This is a genomic window from Cellulomonas sp. NPDC089187, from assembly GCF_040685135.1.
Lineage (GTDB): Bacteria > Actinomycetota > Actinomycetes > Actinomycetales > Cellulomonadaceae > Cellulomonas.
The window spans coordinates 161,332-175,481 of the sequence record NZ_JBFBHI010000001.1 but is presented as its reverse complement, the minus strand read 5'-3'; the positions used below and the strand labels follow the sequence as shown (position 1 = coordinate 175,481).

At 69.9% G+C, this 14,150-nt stretch carries 13 protein-coding genes; 4 read left to right on the top strand and 9 right to left on the bottom strand.

Features of this window, described 5'->3' with window-relative positions; genetic code table 11:
• Positions 1 to 263 precede the first annotated feature (263 nt).
• The 4 genes from tal to pgl are packed head-to-tail and all read left to right on the top strand — an operon-like array spanning position 264 to position 4,607.
• Positions 264 to 1,385 (top strand): transaldolase, encoded by a 1,122-nt coding sequence (gene tal / locus AB0N78_RS00825; RefSeq protein ID WP_363384550.1) that lies wholly within the window; start codon positions 264 to 266, stop codon positions 1,383 to 1,385.
• The gene (gene zwf, locus AB0N78_RS00820; protein ID WP_363384547.1) at positions 1,382 to 2,923 is read left to right on the top strand and encodes a glucose-6-phosphate dehydrogenase; all 1,542 of its coding nucleotides are present in this window, start codon (positions 1,382 to 1,384) and stop codon (positions 2,921 to 2,923) included. Before tal ends, zwf begins: the two co-directional genes overlap by 4 nt.
• Positions 2,920 to 3,843 carry a glucose-6-phosphate dehydrogenase assembly protein OpcA gene (locus AB0N78_RS00815; protein ID WP_363384544.1) on the top strand — a complete coding sequence of 308 codons (924 nt, stop codon included), beginning with the start codon at positions 2,920 to 2,922 and terminating at the stop codon, positions 3,841 to 3,843. The genes zwf and AB0N78_RS00815 overlap by 4 nt, the downstream gene beginning before the upstream one ends.
• Positions 3,840 to 4,607: a 6-phosphogluconolactonase gene (gene pgl / locus AB0N78_RS00810; protein ID WP_363384542.1), complete on the top strand. Its 768-nt coding sequence runs from the start codon at positions 3,840 to 3,842 to the stop codon at positions 4,605 to 4,607. The genes AB0N78_RS00815 and pgl overlap by 4 nt, the downstream gene beginning before the upstream one ends.
• Positions 4,608 to 4,984: 377 nt before the next feature.
• Here pgl and AB0N78_RS00805 read toward each other — a convergent pair whose 3' ends face one another.
• From AB0N78_RS00805 to uvrC, 9 genes are all read right to left on the bottom strand, one after another.
• Entirely contained in the window at positions 4,985 to 5,332 is a 348-nt protein-coding gene (locus AB0N78_RS00805; protein WP_363384539.1) for an RNA polymerase-binding protein RbpA, read from the bottom strand.
• A gap of 4 nt (positions 5,333 to 5,336) precedes the next feature.
• Positions 5,337 to 5,579 (bottom strand): preprotein translocase subunit SecG, encoded by a 243-nt coding sequence (gene secG, locus AB0N78_RS00800; RefSeq protein ID WP_363384537.1) that lies wholly within the window; start codon positions 5,577 to 5,579, stop codon positions 5,337 to 5,339.
• Between the two features lie 206 nt (positions 5,580 to 5,785).
• On the bottom strand, positions 5,786 to 6,565 hold the full coding sequence (tpiA, locus tag AB0N78_RS00795) for a triose-phosphate isomerase (protein ID WP_363386195.1): 780 nt from the start codon (positions 6,563 to 6,565) through the stop codon (positions 5,786 to 5,788).
• A 2-nt stretch (positions 6,566 to 6,567) separates the two neighbouring features.
• A complete protein-coding gene (locus AB0N78_RS00790; RefSeq protein ID WP_363384534.1) occupies positions 6,568 to 7,755 on the bottom strand; it encodes a phosphoglycerate kinase in 1,188 nt (395 codons plus the stop codon).
• A gap of 126 nt (positions 7,756 to 7,881) precedes the next feature.
• Positions 7,882 to 8,886 carry a type I glyceraldehyde-3-phosphate dehydrogenase gene (gap, locus tag AB0N78_RS00785; protein WP_363384531.1) on the bottom strand — a complete coding sequence of 335 codons (1,005 nt, stop codon included), beginning with the start codon at positions 8,884 to 8,886 and terminating at the stop codon, positions 7,882 to 7,884.
• Positions 8,887 to 9,103: 217 nt separating this feature from the next.
• Positions 9,104 to 10,084, bottom strand: coding sequence for a DNA-binding protein WhiA (gene whiA, locus AB0N78_RS00780; RefSeq protein ID WP_363384529.1), 981 nt, complete (start codon positions 10,082 to 10,084; stop codon positions 9,104 to 9,106).
• Between the two features lie 5 nt (positions 10,085 to 10,089).
• Positions 10,090 to 11,100: a uridine diphosphate-N-acetylglucosamine-binding protein YvcK gene (gene yvcK / locus AB0N78_RS00775; RefSeq protein ID WP_363384526.1), complete on the bottom strand. Its 1,011-nt coding sequence runs from the start codon at positions 11,098 to 11,100 to the stop codon at positions 10,090 to 10,092.
• The gene (gene rapZ / locus AB0N78_RS00770; protein ID WP_363384523.1) at positions 11,097 to 12,041 is read right to left on the bottom strand and encodes an RNase adapter RapZ; all 945 of its coding nucleotides are present in this window, start codon (positions 12,039 to 12,041) and stop codon (positions 11,097 to 11,099) included. Before rapZ ends, yvcK begins: the two co-directional genes overlap by 4 nt.
• Positions 12,042 to 12,064: 23 nt before the next feature.
• Complete coding sequence (gene uvrC, locus AB0N78_RS00765) at positions 12,065 to 14,080, bottom strand: excinuclease ABC subunit UvrC (protein ID WP_363384520.1); 2,016 nt, start codon at positions 14,078 to 14,080, stop codon at positions 12,065 to 12,067.
• Positions 14,081 to 14,150 lie beyond the last annotated feature (70 nt).

Below are 14,150 nucleotides of genomic sequence, written 5' to 3'. Positions count from 1 at the left end.
CACGATGCAGCTACCAGACGGGCTTCATCGCCCTTAGGGACGTGGGTCCCAGAGTGTGATTTCCGTCCCGATCCAGGGCGGTGTCCCGCACAGTACCGGCCCGGCCCGCCGGTTGTCCGTCCGGAGCACGGCCACGACCGGCGCGCCGTGGGTGCCCAGGATTAGGCTCGACCTGCACGTCCGGGGCGGGTCAGCCGCTCCCATCCGCGCGTGTTCGCATCGACGTCCCGGTGATGCCGGGACCGGAATGAGGTGACCTCTTCATGGCAGGCAGCACCACACCGCTCGATCGGCTGAGTGAGGCAGGTGTCGCGGTCTGGCTCGACGATCTGTCCCGTGAGCGACTGCGCACCGGCAACCTCGCCGAGCTGGTCGCCCACCATCGCGTGGTCGGCGTGACCACCAACCCGACGATCTTCGCCTCGGCGCTGGCCAAGGGCGACGCCTACGACGCGCAGCTGGCCGACCTGAAGCGCTCCGGCGTGAACGACGTCGACAGCGCCGTCTTCGCGATCACCACCGACGATGTGCGCGAGGCCGCCGACGTGCTGCGGGCGACCTACGAGGCCAGTGGCGGGCAGGACGGCCGGGTGTCCATCGAGGTAGACCCGCGTCTGGCCCGGGACACCCAGGGCACGATCGACTCCGCCCGGGCACTGTGGTCCACCGTCGACCGCCCCAATGTCTTCATCAAGATCCCCGCGACCCACGAGGGCCTGCCCGCCATTGCCCAGGCCCTGGCGGACGGCATCAGCGTCAACGTCACGCTGATCTTCTCCCTGGAGCGCTACCGCGCGGTGCTGGACGCGTTCCTGGACGGCCTCGAGCGAGCCAAGGAGGCCGGCCACGACCTCGCGCCGATCGCCTCGGTGGCCTCGTTCTTCGTCTCCCGGGTCGACACCGCCATCGACCCGAAGCTGGACGCGCTGGGCACCGACGAGTCCGCTGACCTGCGCGGTCAGGCTGCGATCGCCAACGCCCGCCTCGCCTACGCCGTCTACCAGGAGGTGATCGGCTCCCCGCGCTGGGCAGCCCTCGCCGCCGCCGGTGCGCATCCGCAGCGCCCGCTCTGGGCGTCCACCGGGGTCAAGGACAAGGCCTACCCGGACACCATGTACGTGGACGAGCTGGTCGTGGCCGGAGTGGTGAACACCATGCCGCAGGCCACCCTGGACGCCGTCGAGGACCACGGTCGGATCACCGGGGACACCGTCACCGGCACCCAGGCGGACTCGCAGGAGGTCATCGACCGGCTGTCGGCCGTCGGCATTCACCTGGACGAAATCACCGAGCAGCTCGAGGTCGAAGGGTTGGAGAAGTTCGAGAAGTCCTGGACCGAGCTGCTCGACACCGTCCGCGGTGGCCTGGACCGGGTGACCGAGTGAAGCCCGCCAAGGTCAGCGCCGAGCACAATCCGCTGCGCGACCCCCGCGACCGTCGACTCCCCCGGATCGCCGGGCCCTCCGGCCTGGTGATCTTCGGTGTCACCGGCGACCTCGCCCGCAAGAAGCTGATGCCCGCGGTCTACGACCTGACCAACCGCGGTCTGCTGCCCCCGGGCTTCGCGCTCACCGGCTTCGCCCGGCGGGACTGGGAGACCCAGGATTTCGCGCAGATCGTGCACGACTCGGTCAAGGAACACGCCCGCACCCCGTTCCGGGAGTCCACCTGGCGTCAGCTGTCCGAGGGCATCCGATTCGTGCAGGGCACCTTCGATGACGACGACGCCTTCGACCGGCTGCGGCAGACCGTCGAGCAGTTGGACGTCGAGCGCGGCACCGGCGGCAACCACGCGTTCTACCTGTCCGTACCGCCCAGCGCCTTCCCGGTGGTCTGCAAGCAGCTGGCCCGCTCGGGGCTCTCGGAATCCGCGGAGGGTGCCTGGCGTCGGGTCGTCATCGAGAAGCCCTTCGGCCACGACCTGAAGTCGGCCCGGGAGCTCAACGACGTCGTCTCCGAGGTCTTCCACCCCGACGACGTGTTCCGCATCGACCACTACCTGGGCAAGGAGACAGTGCAGAACCTGCTGGCGCTGCGCTTCGCCAACCAGATGTTCGAGCCGATCTGGAACGCCAACTACGTCGACCACGTGCAGATCACCATGGCCGAGGACATCGGCGTCGGTGGTCGAGCCGGGTACTACGACGGCATCGGTGCGGCCCGCGACGTCATCCAGAACCACCTGCTCCAGCTGCTCGCGCTCACCGCGATGGAGGAGCCGGTGTCGTTCAGCGCGCAGGACCTGATCGCGGAGAAGATCAAGGTGCTCAGCGCGGTGCGGCTGCCCAAGGACCTCGGCAAGCACACCGCCCGCGGCCAGTACGCCGCCGGGTGGCAGGGCGGCGAGCGAGTGGTCGGCTACCTGGACGAGGGCGGGTTCGACCCGAACTCCACCACCGAGACCTACGCCGCCGTCCGCCTGGACATCGACACCCGCCGCTGGGCCGGAGTGCCGTTCTACCTGCGCACCGGCAAGCGCCTGGGCCGTCGAGTGACCGAGATCGCCGTCGTGTTCAAGAAGGCGCCGCACCTGCCCTTCGAGTCCACCGCCACCGAGGAGCTGGGCAAGAACGCCCTGGTCATCCGGGTGCAGCCCGACGAGGGCGTGACCCTGCGGTTCGGTGCCAAGGTGCCGGGCACCGCGATGGAGGTCCGGGACGTCACGATGGACTTCGGCTACGGCCACGCGTTCACCGAATCCTCCCCCGAGGCCTACGAGCGTCTGATCCTCGACGTGCTGCTCGGCGACCCACCGCTGTTCCCGCGGCACGAGGAGGTCGAGCTGTCCTGGAAGATCCTCGACCCGGTGGAGGCCTACTGGGCCAAGCAGGGTCAGCCGGAGCAGTACCGCTCGGGCACCTGGGGCCCGTCCTCCGCTGATCGGATGATGGAGCGCGACGGACGAGCCTGGAGGCGACCGTGATCATCGACATGCCCAAGACGACCACCGGCGACATCAACAAGCGGCTGGTGCACGAGCGTGAAGAGGGCGGTGCCATCGCCCTCGGCCGGGTGTTGACCCTGCTGGTGGACGTCGGTGACCACGATCCGGAGGAGGCCATCGAGGCCGCGAACGACGCCTCTCGTGAGCACCCCTGCCGGGTGATCGTGCTGACCAGCGAGGGCCCCGGCGCGGACTCCGAGCTGGACGCCCAGATCCGGCTCGGCGGGGACGCCGGTGCCTCCGAGGTGGTGCTGCTGCGTCCGTCGGCCGCCCAGGCACGACACCTGGACACCCTGGTGCTTCCGCTGCTGCTTCCGGATGCGCCCATCGTCACCTGGTGGCCCTATCAGGTGCCCGAGGACCCGGCCGAGCACCCGCTCGGCACTCTCGCGCGCCGCCGGATCACCGACTCCACCGAATGCGCCAGCCCCACCGCCACGCTGCACGCGCTGGCGGCGGAGTACCGCGAGGGTGACACCGACCTGGCCTGGACCCGCACCACGCTGTGGCGTGGACTCATCGCCGCCACCCTGGACCAGCCGCCCTTCGAGCCGGTGCAGCGCGCGGTGGTCTCCGGCGAGTCCACGCACCCGTCGGTCGACCTGATGGCGGCCTGGTTGCGCTGGGCCCTGAACTGCCCGGTGGACATCGAGCGGATCGCCGATGCCCCGGCGATCACCCAGGTGAAGCTGGAGCGCCGCTCCGGTGCCATCGTGCTGGACCGCCCGGACGGCAAGACCGCCGCCCTGCGCCAGCCCGATCAGCCCGAGCACCGGATCGCCCTGCCGATCCGTCAGCTGCGCGAATGCCTGGCAGAGGAGCTGCGTCGACTGGACGCGGACGAGGTTTACGGCGAGGTCCTGCGCAAGGGCCTGCCGAAGGTGGAGGTGACTGCGTGACCCGCACTGTGTTGGTGCACCCGGATGCGACGATTCTGGCCGAGGCCACCGCCGCGCGACTGCTGACCAAGCTGATCGACCTGCAATCCGGCAAGTCTCCGGTGCACATCGGCCTGACCGGTGGCACCGTCGGCATCGCCACCCTGGCCGCAGTGGCTCGCTCCGAGGCGCGGCACGCCGTGGACTGGACCGGCGTGCACCTGTGGTGGGGCGACGAGCGCTTCCTGCCCGACGGCGACCCGGACCGCAATGAAACCCAGGCCCGTGCGGCGCTGATCGACGTGCTCGGCGAGGCCCTGCCCGCCGCTAATGTGCACCCGATGCCTGCCCTGGACCAGACAGCCGGCATAGCCACCCCGGAGGACTCCGCCGCCGCCTACGCCGCCTCGCTGAAAGCCTTCGCCCCGGACGGTGCTGAGCTGCCCGCCCTGGACGTGCTGATGTTCGGCATGGGCCCGGACGGCCACGTGGCCAGCCTGTTCCCCGGCCACCCTGGCGTCGACGTGACCGGCACCACCACCACCGGCGTGCACAACTCACCCAAGCCGCCGCCGCTGCGGGTGTCGCTCACCTTCGAGGCGATCCATGCGGCCCGTGAAGTGTGGGTGGTGGCCGCCGGTGCGGAGAAGGCCGGTGCGGTGGCCAGCGCCCTGACCCCGGGCACCGCCGCGATCACGACCCCGGCAGCGCATGCCACCGGGACGGACGCGACCCTCTGGCTGGTCGACGCCGCCGCTATCGCGGAGGCCGGCCCGCAGGGCTGAGCGCACATGCGTGGAGGGCCGGGCGTTCCGCCCGGCCCTCCGCGCATGTCCTGCCCCGCGCATGTCCTGCCCCGCGCATGTCCCGCCCGCGCATGCCCCGCCCGCGCATGCCCTGCCTCGCGCGCGTCCTGCCCCCGCGCGAGGGGCAGGACCTCCAGGCGCCCCGCCCCCGCGCGAGCCCGCTCCTCCACGCGCCCGCCCTTCCTTGCGCGCGCCCGCCCCTCCTTGCGACCGCCCGTCCTTCTTTGGGCGTTCGGCCCTCGAGACTACGGAAAGCGACGCTTCTCGACGCCGAATGCGTCGGTTTGCGTAGTCTCGGCGGCCCCGCGCACGCGAAAGGCCCCCGCGCGGTGCGCGGGGGCCTTTCGATGCGGGTATCAGCCGCCGCGGCGCGCGCGGAGGGCGGCGAGTGCCTCGTCCAGGAGGGCAGCGCCGTCCTCCTCGGAGCGACGCTCCTTCACGTAGGCGAGGTGAGTCTTGTACGGCTCATTGCGCACTGGCGACGGCGGGTTGGCTTTGTCCTGACCGGCGGGGAACCCGCAGCGCGGGCAGTCCCACGTCTCGGGCGCGTCCTCGGCGGCCTCGGCCGCGAAGCTCGGGCGGCTCTCGTGGCCGTTCGCGCACCAGTAGGAGATCCACACGCGCGGGGCCGCCTCGCCCCGTTCGGCTTCACCCATCGGACCCGCACCGACGCGGGATCCGCGAATCGCGCTTCCGCTTGCCATGGTGTCAGCTCACCCGGGCGATCAGGCCGAGCAGGATGACGGTGAGCGCCCACAACAGGCTGACCCCGACGGTGATCCGGTTCAGGTTGCGCTCGGCGACACCGGAGGATCCGGCGCTGCTGGAGATGCCACCGCCGAACATGTCGGAGAGGCCACCGCCCTTGCCCTTGTGCAGGAGGACGAACAGGACGAGCAGCAAGCTCGTGGCCACCAGGAGGACCTGGAGGACGATGCGCAGGGCAGTCACGGTGGTGTCGTGTCTCTCGATCAGGGCCGACGGGACTGTCGGCCGGGGGGTCGAACTCGGCCCAGGTTAGGCGACATCCGCCGTGATGGGCCAGCTCCGTGCGGCGTGGCGGGCTCGGCAAGGCCGATCAGTCACGCCGCCCGAGTGGTCTCCGGCCGGTGCGCAGGCGATGGTCGCGCACCGGCCGGGTACCGGGATCGTCTGGGTCAGGCGTTGAACCGGGCGATCTTGGCGAACTCCTCGGCGTCCAGCGAGGCACCGCCCACCAGGGCACCGTCCACGTCAGGCTTGCCGATGATCTGCGCGGCATTGCCGGACTTCACCGAGCCGCCGTAGAGCACGCGCACGGCGTCGGCGACCTCAGCGGAGTACAACTCGCCGAGCTTGACGCGGATGGCGGCGCAGACCTCCTGCGCGTCCTCCGGGGTGGCGACCTCGCCGGTGCCGATGGCCCACACGGGCTCGTAGGCGATGACGACGGTCGCAGCCTGCTCCGGGGTGACCCCGGCCAGGGAGCCCTCCAGCTGCGCGAGGGTGTACTCGACGTGGGTGCCCGCCTTGCGGATCTCCAGTCCCTCACCGACGCAGACGATCGGGGTGATCCCCGCGCCCAGTGCGGCAACGGTCTTGGCCGCCACCACCGCGTCGGTCTCGTTGTGGTACTCGCGACGCTCCGAGTGACCGGTGGCCACGTAGGTCACGCCGAGCTTGGCGAGCTGAGTCGCGGAGACCTCACCGGTGTACGCACCGGAGGCGTGCTGCGACACGTCCTGCGCGCCGTAGCCAATCTCCAGCTTGTCCGCATCGACCAGGGTCTGCACGGAGCGGATGTTGGTGAAGGACGGCAGGACGACGACCTCGGCCTGCGAGAAGTCGTGCTTGGCATCCTTGAGGGTCCACGCGAGCTTCTGCACCAGGTGGACAGCCTCCTGGTGGTCCAGGTTCAGCTTCCAGTTGCCCGCGATCAGGGGGGTACGTGCCATCAGAATCAGTCCTCCAGGACAGCGATGCCGGGGAGGGTCTTGCCCTCCAGGAGCTCCAGCGACGCGCCGCCACCGGTGGAGATGTGGCCGAAGCCGGCCTCGTCGAAGCCGAGCAGCCGAACCGCCGCGGCGGAGTCGCCACCGCCGACGATGGAGAAGCCCTCGGTGTCGACCAGTGCCTGCGCGACGGCCTTGGTGCCCTCGGCGTAGGCCGGACGCTCGAACACGCCCATGGGGCCGTTCCAGGCGATGGTCTTCGCGCCCAGGATGGCCTCACGGAACAGCTGGCCGGACTTGGGGCCGATGTCGAGACCCATCTTGTCGGCCGGGATCGCGTCGACCGCCACGACCTCGTAGTCGTCCGAGCCGAACTCCGGCGCGACCAGGGTGTCGACCGGCAGCACGATCTCGACGCCGGCCTCCTTCGCCTGCGCGAGGTAGCCCTTCACGGTGTCGACCTGGTCCTGCTCCAGCAGCGAGGAGCCGACCTCGTGGCCCTGGGCCTTGAGGAAGGTGAACATCATGCCGCCGCCGATGAGCAGCTTGTCGGCCTTGGTGATCAGGTTGCCGATCACGCCCAGCTTGTCGGAGACCTTGGCCCCACCAAGCACGACCACATAGGGGCGCTCCGGGTCCTCGACGGCCTTGCGCAGCGCCTCGACCTCGGTCAGCACCAGCTGACCGGCGGCGTGCGGCAGGCGCAGCGCCACGTCGTAGACCGAGGCCTGCTTGCGGTGCACGACGCCGAAGCCGTCGGAGACGAAGGCGTCGGCCAGCGCAGCGAGCTCGTCGGCCAGCGCACCGCGCTCGGCCTCGTCCTTAGAGGTCTCCCGCGCGTCGAAGCGGATGTTCTCCAGCAGCGCGATCTGTCCGTCCTGCAGCGCGGCGACGGTGGCCTTGGCGGACTCGCCGACCACGTCACCGGCGAGGGCGACGTCCTGGCCGAGCAGCTCACCCAGACGGGCGGCGACCGGGGCGAGCGAGTACTTGGCGTCCGGCGTGCCCTTCGGGCGACCAAGGTGCGCGGTGACAATGACCTTCGCGCCGGAGTCGAGGAGGCGCTTGAGGGTCGGCAGCGCGGCACGGATTCGGCCGTCGTCGGTGATGGTGGTGCCGTCCAGCGGGACGTTGAAGTCGGAGCGGACGAGGACGCGCTTGCCGCGCAGGTCGCCCAGGTCGTCGATGGTCTTCATGCTGCTACTCCTAGGGGGAGGTGCCGTGCGTGGTTCAGAACAGGGCCGGACATGCCGCGTCCGCGGACACCGGGCCGTGATGACCCGGCATCCGCGGACGCATGCTGTTCGACCTGAGGGGGTGCGTCAGAGACGCTCGCCCACGTACTCGGTCAGCTTGACCAGCGAGGAGGAGTAGCCCCACTCGTTGTCGTACCAAGCGATGATCTTGACCTGGTCGCCCATCACCTTGGTGAGCTTGGAGTCGAAGATCGACTGGTGCGGGTCGGTCACGATGTCCGAGGAGACGATCTCGTCCTCGACGTAGGACAGGGTGCCCTTCATCGGGCCCTCGGCGGCAGCCTTGACCGCAGCGTTGACCTCCTCGACCGTGACCTCACGCGAGGCGGTGAAGGTCAGGTCGGTGGCCGAGCCGGTGATGGTCGGCACGCGCAGCGCGAAGCCGTCCAGCTTGCCCTTCAGCTCCGGCAGCACGAGCGCGACGGCCTTGGCGGCACCGGTCGTGGTGGGGACGATGTTCTGCGCGGCGGCACGGGCACGACGCAGGTCGCGGTGCGGGCCATCCTGCAGGTTCTGGTCACCGGTGTAGGCGTGGATGGTGGTCATCAGACCACGCTCGATGCCGATGGCGTCGTTCAGCGCCTTGGCCACCGGGGCCAGGCAGTTGGTGGTGCAGGACGCGTTGGAGATGATGTGCTGCGTCGCGGCGTCGTAGTCGGTGTGGTTCACGCCGACGACGAAGGTCGCGTCCTCGTTCTTCGCCGGAGCGGAGATGATGACCTTCTTGGCACCGGCGTCGATGTGCGCCTTGGCCTTGGTGGCGTCGGTGAAGAAGCCGGTGGACTCGATGACGATGTCCGCACCCAGCTCGGCCCAGGGCAGGTTCGCCGGGTCGCGCTCGGCCAGCGCACGGATCTTCTTGCCGTCGACGATGATGTTCTCGTCATCGAAGTCGACGCTCAGCGGGAAGCGGCCCAGCACGGTGTCGTACTTGAGCAGGTGCGCCAGCGTCTTGTTGTCCGTCAGGTCGTTGACGCCGACGATCTCGATGTCGGCACCGGACGCGACGATCGCCCGGTAGAAGTTGCGTCCAATACGACCGAAGCCGTTGATACCGACCTTGATGGTCACTTGCCCTCCTCGGCACGCGCCGACCCGTGTCGGCACACACGTATAGCGGTGATGGACTGCGCACGACGGTGTACGCGACTGTCGGAAACCTCACGGTCATCTGTTCTTGACCGGAGCAAGGCCTCCGAATGGTTCAAAGCCTATACCCGCTCGGACAGTGGTGCAGGGACCAAGGTCTGCCAGCGACGACGGGTCGTGCGGTTCGGGCGATCCGGGTTCAGAGGTCCAGCAGATCGGGGCTGAGACCGGCCTCGGTGTCCGGGATGCCGAGCTCCTGGGCGCGCTTGTCGGCGGTGGCGAGCAGGCGACGGATCCGCCCGGCCACCGCATCCTTGGTCAGCTGCGGGTCGGCCAGCTTGCCGAGCTCCTCCAGCGACGCCTCCTTGTGCGCCAGCCTGAGCTCCCCCGCCTGGCGCAGATGGTCGGGCACGTCAGCGCCGAGGATCTCGAACGCCCGCTCGACCCGTGCTCCGGCGGCCACAGCGGCCCGTGCGGAGCGGCGCAGGTTCGCGTCGTCAAAGTTCGCCAGGCGGTTGGCGGTGCCGCGGACCTCGCGACGCACCCGTCGCTCCTCCCAGATGAGCAGCGCCTCATGCGCACCGAGCCGGGCGAGCATCGCGGAGATCGCGTCCCCGTCCCGGATCACCACCCGGTCGATGCCCCGCACCTCACGGGCCTTGGCGGGAATCTGCATCCGACGGGCCGCGCCCACCAACGCCAGCGCCGCCTCGGGGCCGGGGCAGGTGACCTCCAGCGAGGACGAGCGACCCGGCTCGGTCAGGGAGCCGTGCGCCAGGAACGCCCCCCGCCAGGCGGCCTCGGCCTCCGCGATCCCGGCGGCGACCACCTGCGGAGGCAGACCGCGGACCGGACGGCCCCGGTTGTCCAGCAGGCCGGTCTGCCGGGCCAGGGACTCACCGTCCTTGACGACCCGGACCACGTACCGGTTCCCGCGGCGGATGCCCGCGCCGGTGACCACGATCAACTCGGACTGGTGCCCATAGACCTCGGCGATCGCCAGCCGGAGTCGTCGCGCGGCGGCGGCGGTGTCCAACTCGGCCTCGATCACGACCCGGCCGGAGATGATGTGCAGTCCCCCGGCGAACCGGAGCATCGCGGCGACCTCCGACTTGCGGCACGAGGTCTTGTCCACCTGGAGACGAGCGAGTTCGTCCTTCACCTGTGCCGTCAGAGCCATGGGCGTCATCTTGCCATTCCCCCCGAGGTGTCAGCGGCCGGATGGGTACCGGTGGGGGTAGGGCTTGCGGGTGCTCCGACGTCACCCAGGTAGTCCTGCACCACATCACTGATGGCAGCGGCCAGCCGTAGGGGGTCATGTTGGGGGGTGCCGTCGCCGCGCCGGACCTGGCGCAGGAGCAGTCGACCCCCGAATCCCTCGGTGCGCTCGGCAAGCTCGTCGACGTCCTCGACCGCACGCGGGTCAGCGATCACCGCATCCAACCGCAGGTCAGGGGCGTGCTGACGGAGCGCGTCCAAGTGCTCGCACGGCCCCATCCCCTCGGTCTCCGACTCGGACTGCAGGTTCATCACGACGATCCGGCGGGCGGGGGTGGTGAGCAGGGCGTCCGCCAGCTCCGGCACCAACAGGTGCGGGATCACCGAGGTGTACCAGGAGCCCGGACCGAGCACGACCCAGTCCGCCGCCCGCACCGCCGCCACCGACTCGGCCAGCGCAGGTGGGCGCTCCGGGGTGAGCCGGACCTGCGCGATCCGGTCCGTGGTGAGCGCCACCTTGGACTGCCCGCGCACCACCCCGTGCGTCCCGTCCGCGTGCACCACATCCGCCTCGATGGCGAGCGGCACCGCGGCCATCGGCAGCACCCGGCCCTTGGCATCCAACAGCCGACCGACCCAGTCCAGGCCGTCGACGGTGTCCCCCAACAGCTCCCACAGCGCCACGATCAGCAGGTTGCCCACCGCGTGCTGATCCAGGTCACCGGCGGAGGTGAAGCGATGTTGGAGCACGTCACGCCAGGTGCGTCCCCAGTCGGAGTCCTCGCACAGCGCGGCCAGCGCCATCCGCAGATCCCCGGGTGGCAGCACATCCAACTCGTCGCGCAGCCGACCGGAGGAGCCTCCGTCGTCGGCGACGGTCACCACCGCGGTGATCCGGTCGGTCAGACGGCGCAGCGCGGACAGGGTGGCACTGAGTCCGTGGCCGCCGCCGAGCGCGACGAAGGCCGCCGGGGTCATTCCTTGCCCAGATCCCGGGCCGCGACCGTCACCCGCTGTCCGCGCTGGCGCAGCCGCTCCGCGATGGCCTCGCTGATCGCCACCGACCGGTGCTTGCCGCCGGTGCAGCCCACCGCAATGGTCACGTAGCGCTTCTCCTCCGCCAGGTACCCGGCCAGCACCGGCTCCAACGCGTCGACGTACCGGTCGACGAAGGTCAGCGCGCCGGGCAGGCCGAGCACATAGTCACGCACCGGCGCGTCCCGGCCAGACATGTGCCGCAGCTCGGTGATCCAGTACGGGTTGGCCAGGAACCGGACATCCACCACGTGATCGGCGTCCAACGGAATGCCGTACTTGAAACCGAAGGAGGTGACGTTGATCCGCAGCTCCTCCTGCTCGGAGCCGGCCACCGCCTCCCGAACCAGACGGGCCAGGTCGTGGACGTTGGTCTCCGAAGAGTCGATCAGCAGGTCGGCGCGCTCCCGGATGTCCTGCAGCAGGTCGCGCTCGGCGGTGATGCCATCCATGATCCGACCATCGCCCTGCAACGGGTGCGGGCGGCGAACCTGCTCATAGCGGCGGACCAGCACCTCGTCCGAGGCATCCAGGAACAAGATCTTGTAGTCGACGCCAGATTCGCGCAGCTGCGCCAACACCTGGGTGATGTCCGGGAAGAACTCGCGCCCACGCACATCCACGATGGCGGCCAGACGCAGGTCCGCCGAGGGCGGGGCACCGTGAGTGAGCATGCCCACGAGGTGGGTCAGCATCTGGGCGGGCAGGTTGTCGACGACGTACCAGCCCATGTCCTCCAGCACCGCGCCCGCCCGGGAGCGGCCCGCCCCGGACATGCCGGTGATGATGATCAGGTGCGGTTCGGTCACACGCGGGGCAGCCGTGGCCGCCTCCATCGCGGGGATGCCGTGCGGGACGGTGATCGGCGAGGTCTCGTCGCTCATGGGTCCAGCATGCCAGTCGCCGGTCACGATGCCGACGGGGTGGTGCCCACCGGCGCGGTCGCCGGGCTCGCCAACGCGTCCACTACGGTCTGGGCGGTCTTGGGTCCCATGCCGGGCACAGCGGCAACCTCCTCCACGCTGGCCGCACGCAGACGCTTCACCGAGCCGAAGTGCTGCAACAGCGCCGCGGCGCGGGACGGTCCCAGACCCGGCACGTCGTCCAGCACCGAGGCGGTCATCCCCTTGGAGCTCTTGCGGCGGTGCGCGGTGATCGCGAACCTGTGCGCCTCGTCGCGGAGCCGCTGCAGCAGGTACAGCCCCTCTGAGGAACGCTGCAGGATCACCGGGTAGTCGTCATGCGGCACCCAGACCTCCTCCAGGCGCTTGGCCAGACCACACAGCGCCACGTCGTCGATGCCCAGCTCGTCCAACGCTCGCTGCGCGGCGGCGACCTGCGGCGGGCCACCGTCGACCACCACCAGGTTCGGTGGGTACGCGAAGCGCTGTGGCTTGCCGGTGGTGGGATCGACCGGGCCGGAGCGCACCGCACCCAGGTCGGCGTCGGCCAGCGCCTCGGCGGTCTGGTCCTCCCCCAGGCCCAGCTCCAGGTCGTCGGCCTTCTCCCGCTCGGCCAGGTACCGGCGGAAGCGTCGGGTGATCACCTCGTGCATCGCCTCGGTGTCGTCCCGTGCACCGTCGCCCTCCGCACCGCGGATGGTGAACTGCCGGTACTCGCTCTTGCGGGCCAGCCCGTCCTCGAAGACCACCATCGAGGCCACCTGGTACGTGCCTTGGTTGTGCGAGACGTCGTAGCACTCGATCCGCAGCGGTGCGGATTCCAGCCCCAATGCCTCCTGGATCTCCTGCAACGCCTGCGACCGGGTGGTCAGGTCACCAGCGCGACGGGTGCGGTGCAGGGCGAGGGCGTGCTCGGCGTTCTTCTGCACCGTCGCCGCCAGCTCGCGTTTGTCGCCACGCTGCGGGATCCGGACCTGTACCCGGGAGCCACGCAGACCGGTCAACCAGGTCTGCACCTGCTCCAGGTCCTCCGGCAGCGTGGGAACCAGCACCTCGCGCGGGACAGTGCCGGTGACACCGGGCTCAGCCTCGCCGTACACCTGCTGGAGCAGACGCTCGATCATCTGCGCGTCGGTGACGTCCTCGACCTTTTCCACCACCCAGCCGCGCTGACCCCGAATCCGGCCATCCCGCACGTGGAAGACCTGCACCGCGGCCTCCAAGTCGTCACCGGCCAGGGCGAAGATGTCCGCATCCGTACCGTCGGAGAGCACCACGGCGTTCTTCTCGGTCGCGCGTTCCAGGGCGGCGATATCGTCCCGGAGCCGAGCGGCCCGTTCGAAGTCGAGCTCCGCGGCGGCCTCCTTCATCCGTGCGGTCAGCCGCCGGGTGAACTTGGCGGTGTCCCCGGCCATGAAGTCGGCGAACTCCTCAGCCAGGACGTGATGGTCTTCTTGACTGATCCGGCCGACGCAGGGCGCCGAGCACTTGTCGATGTACCCCAACAAGCAGGGTCGACCCTGCTGTCCGGCGCGCTTGAACACTCCGGCCGAGCAGGTGCGCACCGGGAAGACCCGCAACAGCAGGTCGACGGTCTCCCGGATCGCCCAGGCATGGGCGTAGGGCCCGAAGTACCGCGTGCCGGGCCGTTTGGCACCACGCATCACCTGCACCCGGGGAAACTGCTCGGCCAGCGTCACTGCCAGGTACGGGTAGGACTTGTCGTCCCGGTACTTCACGTTGAACCGCGGGTCGTACTCCTTGATCCAGGAGTACTCCAACGCCAGAGACTCGACCTCCGTGCCGACCACGGTCCATTGCACGGAGGCGGCGGTGGTGACCATCGCCTGGGTGCGGGGGTGCAGCCCGGCGACGTCCTGGAAGTAGGAGTTCAGCCGCTGACGCAGGCTCTTGGCCTTGCCGACGTAGATCACCCGGCCGTGCTCATCGCGGAACCGGTACACCCCGGGCTGGTCCGGGATCTCCCCGGGCGCGGGACGGTAGGTCGCGGGATCAGCCATGACGTCGAGGGTAATCAGCCCCACCGACACCGGTCGCCTCGGGGGCGGTGGCGTACGACACCCTCTACCG